Genomic DNA, 18,432 nt, shown 5'->3' with positions numbered 1-18,432 from the left:
GTCTTACCCGCTGGAGGCTAATCATCTGATTTGACACCAGCCACGCAGGATGAACAAGTGAAAAATTTGCCCTGTCTCTTTGCACCGCCCCCTGCGAAGGGGGAAGGAGTTACCGCCCGATGAACGCATTAATATCTCGCGCCAGATCCAGCCGCATCCCCTGCTCCCATATCCTCTCTGCCCCTTCCTCCGACATCACCCGTGTCGCCAGCGAGATAAACTTCTGTTTAAGTTGCTCATCAGAAACCGGATTACCCGGCGCACCTAGCGCGACATCAACCCGCAGGGTTTGCGACTGGCCAGAACGGGTGAAGAGCGTGACATCCGGCTCGCCGTCGGCGCTCAGGGTGTCGTCTTCCCGCAAATCAATCCGGCGGATCATCTCCAGCAAGGCCGGATCCTGACGTTTATCAGCGTCATACGCCGCCAGCCCTGCGTGTCCAAAGACCACGCGGGCGGCGATAGCGTAGCGGATACTCATCTGCGCGGCGGCCAGCGTGGCGATTTCGTTGTCGCCGCACATGCCGTTGAGGAACGGACACAAGCGCACAACGATTTTTTCGATATCCTCCGCACTGGCATTCAGTCTTTCCAGCAAAATGCCGGTGGCGTCAATGGCTGAATGCGTGCCACGACAGGAGGCGTAAGGCTTGATGGAACAACGTTCCAGCTTCCAGATTTCCCCCAGTTGCGCGGTCAGCGCTTCCGGCGTTGCACTGGCAGGAGCCAGCGTGGAAAGGAATCCTCCCCATTTATCCCCGAATAACTGCGATGGGCCGCTGATGCCCTGCCTGGCACTCAGCGCGGCCAGCACACCGCCTTCGGCAGCACGTCCGGCGTGCAGTTTTTTACTCTGCGAACCGTCGTGGATAAACGCCCACAAGCCGCCGCTGAAACTGCCGGAGATGCCTAACGCCGAACTGATTTGCGCCGCATTCAGCCCCATTAATTTTCCGGCTGCCGCCGCCGCACCAAACACGCCGCAGGTGGATGTCGAATGCCAGCCTGCGCCGTTATGTGGTGAATATCCGCCACAGGCTTCCAGCACGCGGCGCGCCACGTCATAACCGATCACGACCGCAGTGATAAACGCTTTTCCGCTGACCGGTTGCGGGCATAACGGCAGTACTGCCAGCAAAGCCGGAATCACCACCGCGCCGGAATGATCGCAACCGCCGGTATCATCAAGTTCCAGCGCATGCGCCGCCACGCCGTTAAGCAGCGCGGCGTTGCGCGGCGACGTCAGTTCGCGACAGCCCCACACCGGCGAAAGCGGCAATGCGCCTTCACCGAGGATCATCGCCGCCACCTGTTTTGCAACATCGCTGGCGGATCCCACCAGCCCCGCGCCGAGCGTGTCGAGGATATGCCGTTTGGCGCGTTCAACAAGCCGTGGCGGCAAATCCTCAAAACGGGTATTCACCACGAATCCGGCCAGAACCTGCTGTTGTGAAACATTACTCATAGCTGACTCCCGGCGCGGTGTGTTGCATCCAGATTTGCGCCGGATGCGACGCCTCGTTTTGCGGCTGATTCTGCGACCACCAGTCCGCGACTTCGCCGGCCGTCGCCACCCAGACGTCCGGGTGCGAAGTGATGTAATCCAGCAGTTCCGCCAGCATACCAATGCGCCCTGCCGTGCCGATCACTTCCGGATGCAGGCGCAGCACGTAACACAGGCCAAAACGGTGGAAGCCGTCGAAATCCATCTTCATATTGCCGAGGGTATGGCGGTAAGAGGCAATCCGCGACTGCGCCGGAGGCACCGCCGGGCTGAGGTTAAAGGCAAAATACGGCTCGTCTTCCATTTCATAATGCAGCGGCAGTTCCACCAGCCGCGACGCCAGACCATCCTGCATCGGCTGGAAATAGGGTAAATCATCACCGCGCCAGCCGGATGTCCAGCTGAATCCTTCATCCGCCAGCACATCCGCAAAGCCCGGCGCCCAGTTACCGGCGGGCAAACGAAAGCCGCGTGGCACTTTACCCGTCAGCGCTTTCAGCGCCGCTTTACCCCGTTGCAGGCTGTCAGTTTGCTGATGCAACGACAGGCCGTCAAAATGGACGAATTCATAGCCACAGCTCGCCAGTTCGTGACCGGCACGGTCTATATCACGGATCTTCTGCGGGTTTTCATCCGCCACCATGCCCGGCACACACCACGAGCTGCGCAGGTTTTTCTCCTCCAGCAAACCCAGCAGCCTGTCGATGCCGCGCAGCGTGCCATAACGCCAGACGGACAGCGTTTTTTCGCGTCCGGCCACCGCAGGCACCTGACTGAGAATGCCGTGAATATCATTGAAATCAACAGTAATCACCACCGCAGAGCGGTAACCTGCGGGCCAGTTTTGTTCAGTCATTGGCATGCTCCTGCATCCACCAGTGCGCGACGTCCCGGCAACGTGCAAACCACACGTCATCCCGCGCTTTCAGGTGAGCAAAAAATGCGTCAAGTAGCATAATGCGTCCGGGTTTTCCGCTGATTTTTGGATGGAACAACGTGGTCAGGCTCAGCCCTTCATCCATTGCGCCATCGAATTCACGACACCAGTTATCCAGCGTCAGTTCATAGCTGGCGGTACGGTCTAAGCCTGAGGGGAAATTCGGCTCGCGGGTATAGGCAATAGAAGCGTAATCGTCCATTTCCCAGCGGCCCGGGATTTCCACCAGCGTGCGATCATGCCCCGCAACGCTGATGAGATAAGGCCGGTCGTCGCCGCGCATACTGCTGGAATAGGTCACGCCCGCCTCCAGTAACATGGCGGGGGTTTCTGCATGCCAGTCACCGGAAGGCGTGCGAAAACCCTCAGCACGGATGCCCAGAAACTGCCAGAAAATCTCGCGGGATTTCTGCATCACCCACAACTGCTTCTCCACGCTGATGGCGTAAAAAGACTCATGACGGTAACCGTGATACGCCACTTCATGGCCGCGTCCGACAATCGCCTGACACTGTTTCGGCCAGTTCTCCACGACCCACGCGGGGATGAAAAATGTCGCCGGAAGCTGGTGATCATCAAGCAAATCAAGAATGCGCTCCAGCGCGCGGTAGGGTCCGTAAGCGCCGAAGGTAAAGTAATCCGCTTTCTGCCAGAGGGTGCCGTTAAGCATCGCATCACCGGTCGGGCCGTCGAGGTCAAACGCCAGCGCCATGCAGCCGCGTTTGTTTTGCGGCCATAAACTGGCCGCCTGTTGTGAAATCGTCATGAGTCAGTCCGTCACCTGAGGTTATTTGCCTTTATTGATGGTCACTTCCTGGATTGCACCATCCTGCAAACCCCATTTGGTGAGGATTTTCAGATAGGTACCGTCGGCGATCATGTCGGTCAGCGCGCCTTTTACCGCGTCAATCAGCGGCTGATCGTCCTTGCTGATCCCCATACCGGTCACCTGATAGGCAAAAGCTTTGCCCAGCGGTTTATAGGTGTCTTTCTCCAGATTCATGATGTACGGCAGGGTTTCGCTGCCCTGCACCACGCCTTCAATACGCCCCTGACGCAACTGGGTGCGCGCATCCGCCGTGCCTTCCGCGCCAATCACCACGATGGCGGGCTTACCTGCCGGAACACAGTTAGCTTCACTCCAGGCCGCAATTTCAGCCGGGAATGTGGTACGGCGGCTGGTGCCGACTTTCTTGCCGCACAAATCCAGCATGGTATTGATTTCTTTGTGCGCGACGGTGGTATAGAACTGCGGTCCGCTGTTGTAGTAATCGACGAACGTGGCGATGTCCTGACGCGGTTTGGTGTCGGTCATACCGGATAAAATCATATCGACACGATGGGTGGCGACGGCGTTAACCATCTGTTCAAAGCCGATTTCCTGCCAGCTGATTTTGCGGTTCAGGCGTTTGCCGAGTTCCATGCCCAGATCGTAATCCATGCCGGTCAGATTACCGGTGGCCGGATCTTTGAATTCCAGCGGCGGATAGTTCGGCATCATCGCCACTTTAATTTCGTCTTTTTGCTTCAGCTCCGCCGCGCTGGCGACAGAAACAGCGCCGTTCAGCAGCACGCCAGCGGTAATGAGGGACAACAATGTTTTTTTCATGAAGGCATTCCCATAGTCAAAAGTTAACGTCAAAAGGGTCAGATCAGGACGGCAGAAATAAAGTTCTGCGTCCGTGGATTTTGCGGGTTGAGCAAAATGTCTTCCGGATTACCACTTTCTATAATTCCGCCCTCGTCCATGAAGACCACGCGGTTTGCCACTTCCCGCGCGAAACCTAATTCATGCGTAACCACAATCATGGTCATGCCTTCTGCCGCCAGGCCGCGCATCACCGCCAGCACTTCGCCCACCATCTCCGGGTCGAGCGCCGAGGTGGGTTCATCAAACAGCATCACTTTGGGTTTCATCGCCAGCGCCCTGGCAATCGCCACGCGCTGTTGCTGGCCGCCGGAAAGTTCCAGCGGATAAGCATCACGCTTATGCGCCAGCCCGACGCGTTCAAGCAGCGCCATCGCTTCCTGCGTCGCCTCTTTCACCGGACGCAGCAGCACCTGACATGGCCCTTCGATGATGTTTTCCAGCGCGGTTTTATCCGGGAACAGATTGAAACGCTGGAATACCATGCCGGTTTTCAGCCGCTGACGGGCAATCTGCCGGTCATTAAGCGGATACAGTTTTTTGCCGTCCATGCGGTAACCGACCAGTTCGTCATCGACCCAGACGCCCCCGCTGTCGATGCGCTCAAGTTGATTGATGCAGCGCAGAAATGTGCTTTTCCCTGAGCCGGAAGGCCCGATGATGCACATCACTTCGCCGTGTTTAACCTCAAGATTGACGTTTTTCAGCGCCTGAAACTGATCAAAGTACTTATTAACGTTGACGGCTTTGATAATACTTTTCATGGTCAGGCTCCTGTCAGTGGCTGGTGCGGCGGCGGGTGCCACGGCCAAAATATCGTTCCAGACGGTTCTGCCCGAGCGACAGCACGGTCACCACCACCAGATACCAGATGCCCGCCACAAACAGCAGTTCCATTACCCGCGCATTGGCGAAGTAAATGGTCTGCGCGTTATAGAGCACTTCGGAGTACTGGATCATGCTGGCAAGGCTGGTGGTTTTCACCATGCTGATGAATTCGTTACCGATGGGCGGGATAATCACCCGCATTGCCTGGGGCAAAATAATCCGCCGCAGCGCGTGCAGACGGGTCATGCCGATGGATTTCGCGGCTTCGTACTGCCCGAGATCGACCGAGATCAGCCCGGCACGCACCACTTCCGAGGTGTACGCGCCCTGATTAATGCTCAGGCCGAGCAGCGCGGCGGTGAACGGCGTCATGATATCGACGGTCTGAATGCTGAATACGCCGGGAATGGCGATGACCGGGAAAATCAGCGCCAGGTTAAACCACAGCAACAGTTGTAAAATCAGCGGGGTGCCGCGAAAAATCCACGTGTACCCCATCGCCACGCTGCGCAGGACCGGGTTTTGCGACATGCGCATCACGGCGATAATCACCCCGAACACGATCCCCAGCGCCATCGCCAGCACCGACATCACAATGGTATTGCCCAGCCCGAACAGAATGGCTTTGGCGGTCAGGAACTGCGCCACGTACTGCCATTCGATTTTGCCGTGCGCAAAGGCATTCACCAGCAACGCCAGCAGCAGCAGGATCACCACCGAGGCAAAAATCCGGCCGTAATAACGTTGCGGCACGTAGTGATATTCGCTGAGATCAATCTCTGCGCTTTTCGCACTTTCCGACATTTTCTGATAAGGGGTCATAAGCCTTCTCCCGCCCGGTTATAAAGACAAGCCAGCGTAGCCTGTAGCCCAGTGCGCCTGCGCCTGCAGACGAATTTTCAGCCGCGCAATTTGCTCCGCCACCCGCACCGGCGCCGTGCCGCCTTTGCCGCTGCGGGCGTTGATCGCCGCTTCCAGCGTCAGGCATTCACGCACGTCGGCGCTCAGGCGGGCGTCTACTTCCAGTAACTGCGCGTCGCTGACTTCGTGCAGCGCCAGATTATGTTGCTCACACACCTGCACCAGTTTGCCGGTGATTTCGTGGGCTTCCTTGAACGGCACGCCACGGCGCGACAGCCAGTCGGCCACTTCAGTCGCCAGCGTAAAGCCTTCCGGTGCCTGTTCGCGTAAACGCTCAACATTGACGGTCATGGTATCGATCATGCCCGCCATCGCAGGCAGCACTAACAGCAACTGTTCGACGGTATCCAGCGCATTACGTTTGTCTTCGATAAGGTCACGGTTATAGGAAAGCGGCAGGCCTTTCATGGTGGTCAGCATGGCGGTGACGTTGCCAATCAGCCGTCCGCTTTTGCCGCGCGTCAGTTCAGCGATATCCGGGTTTTTCTTTTGCGGCATGATGGAACTGCCGGTGGCGTAGCCGTCGTCCAGTTCAACCCAGCGGAACTGGCGCGATGCCCACAGACACACTTCTTCACTGATGCGGGAAAGATTGACGCTCAGCATACTGCCCGCAAACAGGAATTCTGCGACGTGATCCCGGCTGGCTACGGCATCAATCGAGTTCTCACAGGCACCGTCATAACCGAGATCTTTGGCGGAGAGTTCCGGGTGCAGGGCAATCGCAGAACCCGCCATCGCCGCCGCGCCCAGAGGCGACAGTGCGCAACGCTTATCCCAGTCCTGAAAGCGTTCAATGTCACGGCAAAAGGACTGCGCATGCGCCATCAGCTGATGCCCGAACACAATCGGCTGCGCCTGCTGAAGATGGGTAAAACCCGGTGCCAGCGTATGAATATGCTGTTCCGCCTGCTTCACCAGTGCAGTCTGAAGTTCGAGCAATGCCGCCACAATCTTGCGGGCGTGGTCGCGCAGGTAGAGGCGTAAATCGTTAGCGGTCTGATCATTACGTGAACGCCCTGCCCGCAGCTTGCCGCCGAGTTCCCCCAGCCGCTCGGTCAGGCTGCGTTCGATAAACGTGTGAACGTCTTCATCCCCCTGAACCGGCTGAATAACGCCGGCACGGAAATCCTTCGCCAGTTGTTTAATGGCCTCCACCATCAGGACGGTTTCATTTTCGTCGAGTAAACCGGCGCGGCTTAATTCATACGCATGGGCGCGGCACCCTTCCAGATCATATTCGGCAAGGGAAAAATAATATTCCGGGCTGCGCGATAATGCGCTTAATGCGGCGGCTGGCCCGTGTTTGAAGCGTGCTCCCCACAGTAATTCTGGCTGTTGCGACATAATTTTTTCCTTGTATGGCATAAATGTTGCAAACCTGGATCCGGTGGCATGTCTGACGGTAAGAGAAAATAAAACCCTTCCGGCAACATGACGAATGACACTGAACAATCTGAGGCTTGCAAGGTAATAACGAGTGAGGCTACGTGAATTTGATGGTGTAGATTTTAAAGGCGGGGGTAAATATTAATTATGGAAAGTCCACTTTCCAAATCAGGAAACACATCACCCGCAAAAAGTGATATTAACCAGCACAGCCTTGGTGTCGCCGATTTAAAACTTTTGCGCGTCTTTAAAACCGTGGTGGAAGCCGGTGGTTTTACCGCCGCATGCAATGAACTGAATATTGGTCTGGCAGCGATCAGTAAACAAATTTCTGATCTCGAAATCCGTTTTGGCATGAAACTTTGCACCCGAGGACGCGAAGGATTTTATTTAACCGAACACGGTAAAGTGGCTTATCAGGCCTGCCTTGATTTATTTTCATCCATCAATCAGTTTCGCGACAAACTCAATCACGCCCGTCATGAACTGTTTGGCGAGCTGAATATTGGCATCATCGATAACACCATCACTGACCCGCAATCGCCCGTAGTCAGTGCGTTGGGTGAGATTTACCGTCAGGCACCGAAGGTCAGTATTCGCCTGCACGCCACTCAGCTGGACGAGATTGAACGCGGGATTATCGACGGACGTTTTACCTGTGGCATCATGCCGGTGTATCAGGAAAAACCGGAGTTTGATTACTATTTCCTCTATCATGAAATGGCTTATCTTTATTGCGGCGACAAACATCCGCTGTTCAGCGTCCCTGCCGCTGAAATAAAAGAATCACAGATCAAATCGTCGCACATGGTGAATCATTTTTACGCCAATCACAGTAAAAAAAATATCTTTTCGGATGTCACTTCCACGCACGCCATTGCGGTACAAGTCGAAGCCGTCACCATGCTGCTGATGACGGGAAATTATCTCGGATTTCTGCCTGAACATTACGCCAGTGCATTTATGGGCGGAAATAAACTCCGCGCACTGATGCCGGAGAATATTGAAATTGCCACACCGTTCAGCCTTGTACTGAAAAAAGGCGCACCGTTTAATTCGGTGATGACGTTATTTTACAACGCCCTTAAACAGGCATTAATCCCCGTTCCTGAAGCCAGAGCCAGCTGACCGGCTTATGCACCCTTTGCATATCACTGTTTTTCTGCACCCTGAAGGTGCAAAGAAAGTCATGTTGTGGTGCGGATTATCACTTTTAATTATAAGTTCATTTACCTTCTTCTCATTAATTATCTAAAAATGTATAACATCAAAGCCCTGCATGATTTCCTTCTGCGATTTCAACTGTGGCGCAGTAATTGCTTCACCCACTTGTCTATACAGGGTTGCACATTAGGATTTTTATTGGCCGTCTTTTTCTCTTCCCACACCAAGCGAGGAAATTATGTCACCTTCTCAGACCTTTACGGGTTTCTTCAAAAACAAACTGGCTCTGGCCTGTTGTCTTGGCGCACTCAGCACATTCAGCCTGAGCACCTCCGCCGCTGCACCCGAAGCGGGCACGTTCAAAATGGGCATTGAACCCTGGCTGGGTTACGGCCAGTGGCACGTCGCACAAAGTCAGGGCATTTTTAAACAACAGGGGCTGGAGAAGGTCGATATCATTAACTTCGCCGAAGATAAAGACATCAACGCCGCCTTAGCCAGCGGCCAGATCGACGGCGCAAACATTGCCACACATACCGCGATGGCGATGGTCTCTGCCGGTTTGCCGATCAAAGTGGTGCTGTTACTGGATCAAAGTGAAACCGCTGACGCCCTGCTGGTGGGCAAAGACATCACCACGCTGAAAGATTTGAAAGGCAAGCAGGTGGCCTTTGAAGAAGGCACCACCAGCGACATTCTGTTGCACAGCGCCGTTAATTCTGCAGGTCTGAAATGGAGTGATATCACACCGGTGCCGATGCCAGCCGATTCTGCGGGCAGCGCGCTGATTGCCAAACGCGTCACTGCTGCCGTCACTTATGAACCCTATATTTCTGCCGCGAAAAAACAGGACCCGTCGCTGAAAATGCTCTACAGCGGCTCTTCCGATCCCGGCCTGATTGGCGATGTGCTGGTGGTCCGTGATTCCGTACTGAAAGAAAAACCGGGGCAAATCGCTGCGTTGATTAAAAGCTGGGACGCCGCCCTGACCCACTACCAGGCCAATACCACAGCGGATCGCGCCATCATTGCCAAAGCGGTTGGCGCAACGCCTGCAGATCTGGAAACCGCGTTTGACGGCGTGAAATATTACTCGCTGGCGGAAAACAAACAGGTGCTCAGCCATTCCTTCTCCGACCAGACCTTCGCCCACGTGCTCAAAGCAGCCACCGCCGCCGGGCTTATTCCTAAACCGGTAACCGCCGCCGGGGTGATTGACGCCAGCTTCGTGAACAGCCTGCCATGAGTTCGCGTCGTAAACCGCTCAATCTGATGGTGATTGGCCGCCTGCCGTCGCGCAAAGTGTTCGTCGGCATTGCGGTCACGCTGTTCGTGATCCTGTTTCTTGCCTGGGGGCTGGCAACCCGCAGCGGCGCGATCCCGCCGATTTTCCTGCCCAAACTGACCGATGTCTGGCTGAAAATGGTCAGTCTGGCGCAGGACGGCACGCTATGGAGCGACATTAAAAGCAGCCTGTACCGCATCAGTATCGCCTTCGCGATTTCCTCAGTGATGTCGATTGTGATTGGCGTGCTGGCAGGCTGTTACGGTTTCTTCAAAGCGCTGACCGAACCGCTGGTGGACTTTATCCGTTACATGCCGGTGGTGGCGTTCGTGCCGCTGACCATTCTGTGGACCGGCACCGACGATGTGCAGAAATTCCTGATTATCTGGATCGGTACATTCTTCCAGCAGGTTCTGATGGTGATCGACGCCGTGAAACGGGTGCCCGGCGATTTTGTCGGTTTAGGCCGCACGTTAGGCATGCCGGATCGCAAAATCTTGTTCCGCATCGTTTTACCCGGTGCACTGCCGGGTATCTGGGACGCACTGCGCATCAGTCTCGGCTGGGCGTGGACGTGGCTGGTGCTGGCCGAACTGGTGGCATCCACGTCCGGGCTCGGTTACCGCATCGTGGTGTCGCAACGTTTCTTCCAGACTGACACCATCATCGGCTACATCCTGCTGCTGGGTATTCTGGGTTTAATCAGCGATCAGATCATGCGTGCACTTGAGCGCGTGCTGTTCCGCTACAACAAGAGGCGCGCCTGATGTCGGTGTTAACCATTTCCCATCTGCACAAAAGTTTTCAGGTTGGCAAACAAACGCGCGAAGTGCTGCACGACATCAGCCTGACACTGGCGGACAATGAATTTGTTTCGGTGGTTGGCACATCCGGCTGTGGCAAAAGCACCTTATTGTCGATTGCTGCCGGGCTTGAGGATTACGACAGCGGCGACGTTCAGGTGGATGGCAAAACCATTCGCGGCGCGGGCATTGACCGTGGCGTGGTATTTCAGTCTTACACCCTGTTGCCCTGGCTGACAGCGCGTCAGAACATTGAGTTTGCGCTGAAAGCCGCCGGATTCAGCCGCGCGGAATGCCGTGAAAAAGCCAGTCAGCATCTCGAACTGGTGCAACTGACGCAGTTTGCTGATGCCTGGCCCGCGGAGCTTTCCGGTGGCATGAAACAGCGTGTCGCCATCGCCCGTGCGCTGTCTTACCGCCCTAAAATCCTGCTGATGGATGAACCCTTTGGCGCGCTGGATGCCATGACCCGCCATCAGATGCAGGAATTACTGACCGGCATCTGGGAGCAACACCGGCTGACCGTCATGTTCGTCACCCACGATATTGAAGAAGCGGTATACCTTTCTGACCGCATTGTGGTGATGGGTCCCGGCACGATTGCGGCGACTTACGACGTGCCGTTACCGCGTCCGCGCCGTGAGGAACTGACCGCCAGCCCTGAATTCACTGATCTGCAACGCCAGGTCCTGCACACTATCCGCAGCGGCCATCCCCGCGCTGCGCTGGCCTGATAACCGGAGATTGACCATGTCTGCACCTTTTCAAGCCGTAACTTTTCATGATTTGAGTGATTCGTCTGAACTGCCAGCGGAGCTGTTCAAACGCACGGAAGCCGATTTGTCGTTTTTCACTGAGCGCGTTGCGCCGATCATTGAAGCGGTGCGTACCGAAGGCGATGCCGCCCTGCGCCGTTTTGCCCGCGATTTCGACGGCGTTACCGCGCCGCATATGAGCATTCTGGCGGAAGATACGGAATTCGAAACGGCGTTTGAACGCCTCGATCCGCAGGTGGTGGAATCGATCCGTTTCGCCGTCGAAAACGTCCGCGCCTTCCATGAAGCACAAAAACCGGAAGACATGTGGATGAAAGAAATCCGCCCCGGCGCCTTTGCCGGTGACCGCCATGTGCCCATCGATTCCGTAGCCTGTTACGTGCCACGCGGCAAAGGCTCATTCCCAAGCGTGTTACTGATGACCACCATTCCGGCGGTGGTCGCAGGTGTAAAACGTGCCATTGTCATCACCCCGCCTGGCCCCGACGGCAAAGTCGATGACGCCACGCTGGTGGCCGCTCGTCTGGTTGGCATTACCGAAGTGTACAAATGCGGCGGCGCACAGGGTGTCGCTGCCGTGGCATTTGGCACTGAAACCGTGCCGAAGTGCCTGAAGACAGTCGGCCCCGGCAGCCCGTGGGTGGTGGCCGCCAAGCGTCAACTCTCGAATCTGATCGACCCCGGCATTCCTGCCGGTCCAAGCGAAAGCCTGATCCTCGCCGATGACACCGTGGACGGTGCGCTGGCAGCGCTGGATCTGATCATCGAATCAGAACATGGCCCGGATTCTTCGGCGTATCTGGTCACCAGCAGCCGTCGGGTCGCTGAACAGGCCATCGCCGCACTGCCCGGTTACTGGGCGCAGCTCGATGAAAAACGGGCCGGATTCTCACAGGCCGTATTATGCGGAACCCACGGCGGCGTGGTGCTGACAGCAGATTTCACCGCAGCCGTTGAATTTGTTAATCAGTACGCGCCGGAACATCTGGAAATTCTGGCCGAAGAGCCGATGGCCGTGATGGGCAAAATCCGCAATGCCGGTGAAATCCTGCTGGGCAATTACACACCGATCACGCTGGGGAATTTCGTCCTCGGACCGAACGCAGTTCTGCCGACCAATGGCGCAGCGAAAACCGTCGGGCCGCTGTCTGTGTTCGATTACATGAAACGGATCTCCGTAGGCTATGTCACCCGCGAAGGCTATCAGCCGCTGGCCGATAAAGCACACGCCTTTGCATTGTATGAAGGATTCCCCGGCCACGCGCTGGCGGTATCGGCTTTACGCACTGAGATCATCAACAAAAAAGGCCAGTAACGATGAGCAATATGACGGGCAGTGAACCGCTGGCCGCGCAGGCGCGTCAGTTAGTGCAGGCGGGAGAATGGCAGCAGGCGGCAGACGTTTTGCGCCAGCTTATCGGCGAAGTCACCGGCGTGGCTGCCGGTCAGCTCACCATCAACCGCGATCAGTACAGCCTCAACTCTCTCAACGGCACCGTGACCCTTGAGGATGGCCGCGCCCTGTTCTTCAAATATCACAATGAAGAAGGCGAAGATAAAACCATCGAGGAGTATTACAACGCAGAATTGCTGCGTGAAAGCGGCTTTCGCGTGGATGTTCCTGTCTATGCCTGCGGCGAGCCGGGGCGTCAGATTCTGATGTACACCCTGCGCCATGACCGGCGCATGGCGGACATCTGCCGCGATATCGAACAGCAGCAGGCGTGGGACCAGGAAGCGGAAATCGAAGAGGCACAGCGCCGCGCTGACCGCGATATTCTGACCCATACCCTGCCGACGCTGAAACCCGGCTCAGTCAGTGCGGTGGCGGCCGAACCTGTCCATCAGTTGTTCTATCACCGGCTAATTTCTCCGGAAAACCCGGAAATCACCGCGGGTTTTGGTGGTCGCGTGGCCCGTTTTTACGTCGGTAAAACCTTCCGGCTGGAAGATGAGGAACTGGAATGGCAGACGCTGAGCAACCTGCGATGGGTAATCAACGGCGTGGCTTATCAGCACAGTTTACGCCAACTATTCAGTGAAGCAGGCGTCCGCCTGGCACCGGCGGCACTGGCCGATCACGGGGTGATTACCGCGCACGGTGACGCGCATAATGCCAACGTCTGGTACGACACCACGGAGGAAATCCCGCAACTGGTCAGCTTCGACCCGGCGTTTGCCGGTCGTAATATTCCGGCGCTACTGGCGGAAATCAAAGCCACATTCCACAACATTTTTGCCCATCCGCTGTGGCTGTATGAACCTTCACGCTGCGGCGAACTTTACAAAGTGACCGTGATGCGTCGCGGCGACACGTTATATGTCGATCATAACTGGCAGTTAACCCCGCTGCGCGCAGCGTTTTTACGCGACAAAGGCGAGGAATACTGGCAGCCGTTACTGACGCAACTCGCCCGCCACGGCTGGCTGCCACCCCACTGGCAGCGGATCTTCCGGCTCGCCATGTTCTGCTGCCCGACGCTGGTACTGGATTTACGCGCCGGAGGTTTCAGCGGCCATACGCCAACCAGTTCCGCCCTCGGGCTGGCAATGGCCGTCATGCTCGGCAGCGAACCGGTCGAAGATACCGATGAGTTCAGCGACTGGCTGGCGCGGATAAGCCCTGTGGGGAGACCCTGATGGCCTCTCCTTTCTCCCTGCAACGTTTCTCGCTGCAAGGCAGGCGGGTACTGATCACCGGCAGTTCACGCGGCATTGGTCAGGCCCTGGCTTCAGGTATGGCACAAGCCGGAGCCAGCGTCATTGTCTGCGGGCGTGATATCACCACGCTGAATGCCGTTTGCGAACAAATCCGCCAGCAAGGCGGTGACGCCACGCCGCTGGTACTGGACGTCACGCAGCCCGCCACTTTTGCCGACGCTTTCGCCTCCCTGCCCGCACCGCCGGATGTGCTGGTTAACAATGCCGGTACTGAACAGTTATGCCCGTCGATGGATGTCGACGAAGTGCTGTGGGACCGCATTCTGACCACCAATCTTAAAGGCGCATTTTTCTGCGCCCAGGCCGCAGCACGGCTGATGGCTGAAAATGGCGGTGGCAGCATCCTGAATCTGTGCTCCCTGACCAGCCAGGTCGGCGTGCCCGGCGCTGCTGCTTACGGCGCATCTAAATCGGCGATGGTCGGCCTGACACATACTCTGGCGACGGAATGGGCCGGTAAAAACATCCGGGTGAACGGCATCGGACCGGGATATTTCAAAACAGACCTGACCGCTGAGTTTTATGACAACGCCGCCTGGTGTCGGCAGATGCAGACAAAGATCCCGCTGGGAAGATTTGGCGAACTGGAAGATCTGATCGGCGCAGCGGTATTTCTGAGCAGCCCGGCCGCAGCGTATATCACCGGGCAGGTGCTCTATGTGGACGGGGGATATCTGGCGGGGATCTGATGTCAGACACGGGTTGGCTCAGGCCCCGTGCAAGCTCGGCGTTCAACCGGAGTGTGCATAAGTTACTGTTTTGTCTGTAATACCCCACCCCAACCCTCCCCTTCGCAGGGGAGGGAGCCGACCGGGTTGCTTGTGGGATTGGCTTTTGCTCCTCCCCCTGCGAAGGGGGAGGCCGGGAGGGGGTATTAATGAAAAACCAATAAGTTAAAGCTTGCACGACACACCTGAAACTCTAAAAATCCTTAAATTCTCGCCCCCATTTCCTCCACCCTTGCAATTGCCGCATACAGCGCCTCCGCCGTCACCTGTCCCGGCATATTCGCCATATCCGGCGCATGCAGTGATGCCTGCACAATACTTTCCAGCTCATCCTCATTAAGATCGGCTATCTCACTCAGACGCAGCGGCACAGCGCAGGCTTGCGCAAGTCTGACGGCTTCCAGCAGTTCCTCATCACTGCGGTTCTCCAGCGCCAGCAGGCACAGGTTGCCGAAGCCGACCAGCAGACCGTGGCCGAATTCACGGGTTTTATCACAGACCGTGAAACCTTCATAAATAGCGTGGGAAGCAGCGGCATGTGCCCCGCTGCTCATCAGCGATGTCAGGCCCGCAAACATGAAAATAGCATCGAGTACCTGATCCAGCCCGGCGTTCGGTTTACCGGCGCGGACGGCGTCGCAGGCCGCCGGGCCGTAAGATTCGATCAGGTCATAGCAGATCCGGCTGTTGGCGCTGGAAGAACGTGCGACGCCGCTCAGCTGGCCGTGATGACCGCTGATGGCACGGAATTCATACCATTTTGCCAGCGTGTCGCCAAGGCCTGCAGCCAGCCAGCGCAACGGGGCAACAGCCAGAATTTCGCTGTCGATGATCACCGAAGCCGGTGCCTGTGGCAGCGGGAATAAATCCCGGAAATGACCGTCGTCGTGGTAACGGATGGTCAGCGGCGTGACGGCGGCGCAGGTCGCGGCAATCGTCGGAATCGTCACAACCGGCACACTGGTTTCCACGCCAACGGCTTTGCAGGTATCAAGAGATTTGCCGCCACCCACACCAATCACGATATCGGCTTTTTTATCTTTAACGATTTTAGCCAGGCGGCTGATATTGCCCTCACTGCTTTCCCCGCCGAACCATTCGCTGCCGACCAGTTCCACGGCGGAACCCTCAAGCTGGTGGCGGATTTTATCCCCCACGGCGGCCAGTGCCTTATGGCCACCAATCACCAGCGCACGCGTACCCAGCAGTGCGCAAATGTCACCAAGCTGAGAGATAACGCCGGGTCCGCGCAGGATTTGCGCCGGGAAGATAATATTCTGTGCCTGCATAACTGCCTCTCCGTGATTTTTGTATTTGACGGGTCTGATGGAAATTCTCTGAAGATGCTTTTGTTATTACTTCAAATCAATAGGGTTGTTGACGCAACAAATGCGGCCCAAGCTGGCGAACCGACGTGCAGCCAAGCTGCGCCATCGTGCGGTCAACTTCCTGCAAAATAATCTCCAGCGCCCGTTGCGCGCCCGCCTCACCGGCTGCGGCGACACCATATAACATCGGTCTGCCGAGCAGCACCGCATCCGCGCCCAGCGCCAGGGCTTTCACCACGTCAGTGCCACGGCGAAAACCGCTGTCGATGAGGATCGTCGCCTGCGAACCGCACAGCTTGCGGATTTCCGGCAGCACTTCCAGTGCACTTACCGAACCGTCGAGCTGACGCCCGCCGTGATTTGACAGCACAATGCCATCGGCTCCGCTCGCAAAAGCGAGCTGTGCATCTTCCGGCGCAAGGATCCCTTTGATCAACAATGCGCCCTGCCACTGGCTGCGGATCCAGCGCAGGGTTTCCCAGTTCAGACGGGTATCCATCTGCGCTGAAAAGTAGCTCGCCCCGCCCGCTCCTCGTTGTTTATCTGCCGGAACGTAGGGTTTCAGATTGCCGAAACCAGGCATTCCTGCCGGTTTTAAGGTTCGCCAGACCCAGCCCGGATGCAGCGCGACATCAATCATGCTCAGCACCGATAGCTTCATCGGCCGCCGGTAATTACGCTTATCTTTTTCGCGGTTACCGAAATGCACCGCATCAACCGAGACCACCAGCGTGGTGCAACCGGCTGCTCTGGCCCGCTCCAGCAGGCTGGTGGTGACGGTCCGGTCTTTGAGCACATACAACTGAAACCAGTGCTGGGGCAGATTTTGTGCCGCGATTTCTTCAAGCGAAGCGGTTGAAACCGTGCTCTGGATATAGGCGATACCCGCGCGTTTCGCTGTACGGGCCAGCATGGTATCCGCGCCGAAACGCAACATGCCGTTATAGCCTGTCGGTGCAATCAGTAACGGTGCAGAAAGCCGCTGCCCGCACACCGTGACGGACAAATCGCGCTGGCTTGAATCGTTCAGTACCGGCGGAATAAAGCGCCAGCGGCCAAAAACCTCACGGTTATCCTGCAGCGTTTGCTCATCATCCGCCCCGCCTTCAACATAGCTAAACGCAAAACGGGGCAAGGCGCATTTCGCCTGCCGGCGCAGATCGTCAATGTTCAGCGCAGCACGTTTCACTCCGCCTCCTCCGTCAGGATACGTTTCAGGCTGTCGATAAACTGCCGGTTATCCTGTTCATTACCGATGGACACGCGGATCCAGTTTTCATAACCGGTTTCACGCCAGGGTTTGATAATCACGCCATAAGTAAGCAAGCGTTGTGCCAGTTCCGTAGCCGGGCGGCCGCAATCGAAGAACAGGAAGTTGGCATAGGATGAGGCGACGTTAAAACCGAGCGCGGTAAGTTCGGCCGCCATGTCCTCACGCAGTGCGGTGACCAGCGCAATGCTGTCGCGGACATGCTGTTTATCCTGCAATGCCGCCACGGCAGCCACCTGCGCCGAACGGTTGATGTTGAAAGGTGTCCGCACCCTGTCCAGCAAATTCACCAGTTCAGGGTGACTGGCTAAACCATACCCCACCCGCAGCCCGGCCAGCCCGTACGCTTTCGAGAAAGTCCGCAACACAATCCACGGTCGTGGCTGCTCAGCCAGCACCAGCAGACTGTCAGGATAGGCAGCGTCGGTTTCACAATATTCGAAATAGGCTTCGTCAATCACCAGGACGCAATCCGCTGGCGCAGCATTAATAATACGGGTGAATCCTTCCCGGTTAAGCATGCAGCCCACCGGATTGGACGGGTTGCTGAAAATCAACATTTTGGCCGGTGTGCGCAGTGCGGTTTCCCAGGCTTCAACATCAAATTCCTGCTGTGCATTCACGCCGACCATCGTGACATCCGCCCCCATCATGCGCGGGAAGATTTCGTGTAAACCAAACGAGGGGATCAGCGTCACAACACGGTCGCCGGGGTTAAGAAACGCCAGCGCCAGCATATGCAGAATGTCTTCGGAACCGTTGCCGATAACAATATTTTCGGCTGCCACGCCGGTATCCGCTGCCAGCGCGTCACGCAGCACCGCACTCGATGCATCAGAATAAATCGCACTGAAACGGGCATCCGCTTCTAACGCCACCACCACCTGCGGGCTGGCACCAAGCGGGTTTTCATTACTGGCCAGTTTGGCAATATGAGTCACGCCGTATTTTTTTTGCACCGCATCAGCCGAAAGCCCGGCGTTATAAACGCTCAGTGACCGCGCCCCGGGCCTTGCCAGATTTTTCAGAAGCTGTTGCTGCTTTTTAAATGCCGAATCAAGAACTGCCAGATCTGAAGCCATTACTTACCTCACACTAGTAGATATGCTCCCGAGTATGCCGTAAATCAG

Annotated in this window: 17 protein-coding genes; 7 read left to right on the top strand and 10 right to left on the bottom strand. The window is 56.6% G+C overall.

Going from position 1 to position 18,432, the window contains the following annotated elements; all coding sequences use genetic code 11:
• Positions 1-109 precede the first annotated feature (109 nt).
• Genes LC431_RS16045 through argH form a run of 7 tightly spaced genes read right to left on the bottom strand, consistent with a single transcriptional unit; the run spans position 110 to position 7,185 of the window.
• Positions 110-1,465 (bottom strand): MmgE/PrpD family protein, encoded by a 1,356-nt coding sequence (locus LC431_RS16045; protein WP_112198762.1) that lies wholly within the window; start codon positions 1,463-1,465, stop codon positions 110-112.
• Positions 1,458-2,360: a polysaccharide deacetylase gene (locus LC431_RS16040; protein ID WP_166860311.1), complete on the bottom strand. Its 903-nt coding sequence runs from the start codon at positions 2,358-2,360 to the stop codon at positions 1,458-1,460. Before LC431_RS16040 ends, LC431_RS16045 begins: the two co-directional genes overlap by 8 nt.
• On the bottom strand, positions 2,353-3,207 hold the full coding sequence (locus LC431_RS16035; RefSeq protein WP_223510080.1) for a polysaccharide deacetylase: 855 nt from the start codon (positions 3,205-3,207) through the stop codon (positions 2,353-2,355). Before LC431_RS16035 ends, LC431_RS16040 begins: the two co-directional genes overlap by 8 nt.
• Before the next feature lie 21 nt (positions 3,208-3,228).
• Complete coding sequence (locus LC431_RS16030; RefSeq protein WP_013575490.1) at positions 3,229-4,050, bottom strand: ABC transporter substrate-binding protein; 822 nt, start codon at positions 4,048-4,050, stop codon at positions 3,229-3,231.
• 38 nt (positions 4,051-4,088) lie between these two features.
• A complete protein-coding gene (locus LC431_RS16025; protein WP_013575489.1) occupies positions 4,089-4,853 on the bottom strand; it encodes an amino acid ABC transporter ATP-binding protein in 765 nt (254 codons plus the stop codon).
• 13 nt (positions 4,854-4,866) lie between these two features.
• Positions 4,867-5,739: an amino acid ABC transporter permease gene (locus tag LC431_RS16020; RefSeq protein WP_013575488.1), complete on the bottom strand. Its 873-nt coding sequence runs from the start codon at positions 5,737-5,739 to the stop codon at positions 4,867-4,869.
• 18 nt (positions 5,740-5,757) lie between these two features.
• Positions 5,758-7,185 (bottom strand): argininosuccinate lyase, encoded by a 1,428-nt coding sequence (gene argH, locus LC431_RS16015; RefSeq protein WP_223510079.1) that lies wholly within the window; start codon positions 7,183-7,185, stop codon positions 5,758-5,760.
• A 189-nt stretch (positions 7,186-7,374) separates the two neighbouring features.
• Between argH and LC431_RS16010 the strand changes: the two genes are divergently transcribed.
• The 7 genes from LC431_RS16010 to LC431_RS15980 all read left to right on the top strand — a co-directional run bounded on the left by LC431_RS16010 (position 7,375) and on the right by LC431_RS15980 (position 14,665).
• Complete coding sequence (locus LC431_RS16010; RefSeq protein ID WP_013575486.1) at positions 7,375-8,355, top strand: LysR family transcriptional regulator; 981 nt, start codon at positions 7,375-7,377, stop codon at positions 8,353-8,355.
• Positions 8,356-8,629: 274 nt separating this feature from the next.
• Positions 8,630-9,637: an ABC transporter substrate-binding protein gene (locus LC431_RS16005; protein ID WP_013575485.1), complete on the top strand. Its 1,008-nt coding sequence runs from the start codon at positions 8,630-8,632 to the stop codon at positions 9,635-9,637.
• Positions 9,634-10,443, top strand: coding sequence for an ABC transporter permease (locus LC431_RS16000; protein ID WP_013575484.1), 810 nt, complete (start codon positions 9,634-9,636; stop codon positions 10,441-10,443). Before LC431_RS16005 ends, LC431_RS16000 begins: the two co-directional genes overlap by 4 nt.
• On the top strand, positions 10,443-11,213 hold the full coding sequence (locus LC431_RS15995) for an ABC transporter ATP-binding protein (RefSeq protein ID WP_013575483.1): 771 nt from the start codon (positions 10,443-10,445) through the stop codon (positions 11,211-11,213). The genes LC431_RS16000 and LC431_RS15995 overlap by 1 nt, the downstream gene beginning before the upstream one ends.
• Positions 11,214-11,229: 16 nt before the next feature.
• Positions 11,230-12,570 (top strand): histidinol dehydrogenase, encoded by a 1,341-nt coding sequence (gene hisD / locus LC431_RS15990; RefSeq protein ID WP_223510078.1) that lies wholly within the window; start codon positions 11,230-11,232, stop codon positions 12,568-12,570.
• Positions 12,571-12,572: 2 nt separating this feature from the next.
• Positions 12,573-13,895 (top strand): hypothetical protein, encoded by a 1,323-nt coding sequence (locus tag LC431_RS15985; protein WP_013575481.1) that lies wholly within the window; start codon positions 12,573-12,575, stop codon positions 13,893-13,895.
• Positions 13,895-14,665 carry an SDR family NAD(P)-dependent oxidoreductase gene (locus LC431_RS15980; RefSeq protein ID WP_013575480.1) on the top strand — a complete coding sequence of 257 codons (771 nt, stop codon included), beginning with the start codon at positions 13,895-13,897 and terminating at the stop codon, positions 14,663-14,665. The genes LC431_RS15985 and LC431_RS15980 overlap by 1 nt, the downstream gene beginning before the upstream one ends.
• 242 nt (positions 14,666-14,907) lie before the next feature.
• On the opposite strand, the gene LC431_RS15975 is transcribed toward LC431_RS15980, so the two are convergent.
• The 3 genes from LC431_RS15975 to hisC all read right to left on the bottom strand — a co-directional run bounded on the left by LC431_RS15975 (position 14,908) and on the right by hisC (position 18,384).
• On the bottom strand, positions 14,908-15,993 hold the full coding sequence (locus tag LC431_RS15975) for an iron-containing alcohol dehydrogenase family protein (protein WP_013575479.1): 1,086 nt from the start codon (positions 15,991-15,993) through the stop codon (positions 14,908-14,910).
• A gap of 76 nt (positions 15,994-16,069) precedes the next feature.
• Positions 16,070-17,221, bottom strand: coding sequence for an alpha-hydroxy acid oxidase (locus tag LC431_RS15970; RefSeq protein WP_013575478.1), 1,152 nt, complete (start codon positions 17,219-17,221; stop codon positions 16,070-16,072).
• Positions 17,218-18,384: a histidinol-phosphate transaminase gene (gene hisC / locus LC431_RS15965; RefSeq protein WP_013575477.1), complete on the bottom strand. Its 1,167-nt coding sequence runs from the start codon at positions 18,382-18,384 to the stop codon at positions 17,218-17,220. The genes LC431_RS15970 and hisC overlap by 4 nt, the downstream gene beginning before the upstream one ends.
• Between the last annotated feature and the right edge of the window lie 48 nt (positions 18,385-18,432).

Origin of the sequence: Rahnella sp. GSA61A, assembly GCF_019969905.1 — a bacterium.
Lineage (GTDB): Bacteria > Pseudomonadota > Gammaproteobacteria > Enterobacterales > Enterobacteriaceae > Rahnella > Rahnella aceris.
Note: the sequence above shows the minus strand (reverse complement) of the source record. Positions and strands in the feature narration are given on the sequence as shown.

Excerpts from the sequence above, each read along its gene's own strand:
- LC431_RS15980 (WP_013575480.1), top strand. The coding sequence starts at position 13,895 with ATGGCCTCTCCTTTCTCCCTGCAACGTTTCTCGCTGCAAGGCAGGCGG.
- LC431_RS15985 (WP_013575481.1), top strand. The coding sequence starts at position 12,573 with ATGAGCAATATGACGGGCAGTGAACCGCTGGCCGCGCAGGCGCGTCAG.
- LC431_RS16035 (WP_223510080.1), bottom strand. The coding sequence starts at position 3,207 with ATGACGATTTCACAACAGGCGGCCAGTTTATGGCCGCAAAACAAACGC.
- LC431_RS16005 (WP_013575485.1), top strand. The coding sequence starts at position 8,630 with ATGTCACCTTCTCAGACCTTTACGGGTTTCTTCAAAAACAAACTGGCT.
- LC431_RS16010 (WP_013575486.1), top strand. The coding sequence starts at position 7,375 with ATGGAAAGTCCACTTTCCAAATCAGGAAACACATCACCCGCAAAAAGT.
- LC431_RS16045 (WP_112198762.1), bottom strand. The coding sequence starts at position 1,465 with ATGAGTAATGTTTCACAACAGCAGGTTCTGGCCGGATTCGTGGTGAAT.
- argH (WP_223510079.1), bottom strand. The coding sequence starts at position 7,185 with ATGTCGCAACAGCCAGAATTACTGTGGGGAGCACGCTTCAAACACGGG.
- LC431_RS16025 (WP_013575489.1), bottom strand. The coding sequence starts at position 4,853 with ATGAAAAGTATTATCAAAGCCGTCAACGTTAATAAGTACTTTGATCAG.
- LC431_RS16020 (WP_013575488.1), bottom strand. The coding sequence starts at position 5,739 with ATGACCCCTTATCAGAAAATGTCGGAAAGTGCGAAAAGCGCAGAGATT.
- LC431_RS16000 (WP_013575484.1), top strand. The coding sequence starts at position 9,634 with ATGAGTTCGCGTCGTAAACCGCTCAATCTGATGGTGATTGGCCGCCTG.
- LC431_RS15995 (WP_013575483.1), top strand. The coding sequence starts at position 10,443 with ATGTCGGTGTTAACCATTTCCCATCTGCACAAAAGTTTTCAGGTTGGC.
- hisD (WP_223510078.1), top strand. The coding sequence starts at position 11,230 with ATGTCTGCACCTTTTCAAGCCGTAACTTTTCATGATTTGAGTGATTCG.
- LC431_RS16030 (WP_013575490.1), bottom strand. The coding sequence starts at position 4,050 with ATGAAAAAAACATTGTTGTCCCTCATTACCGCTGGCGTGCTGCTGAAC.
- LC431_RS16040 (WP_166860311.1), bottom strand. The coding sequence starts at position 2,360 with ATGACTGAACAAAACTGGCCCGCAGGTTACCGCTCTGCGGTGGTGATT.
- LC431_RS15975 (WP_013575479.1), bottom strand. The coding sequence starts at position 15,993 with ATGCAGGCACAGAATATTATCTTCCCGGCGCAAATCCTGCGCGGACCC.
- hisC (WP_013575477.1), bottom strand. The coding sequence starts at position 18,384 with ATGGCTTCAGATCTGGCAGTTCTTGATTCGGCATTTAAAAAGCAGCAA.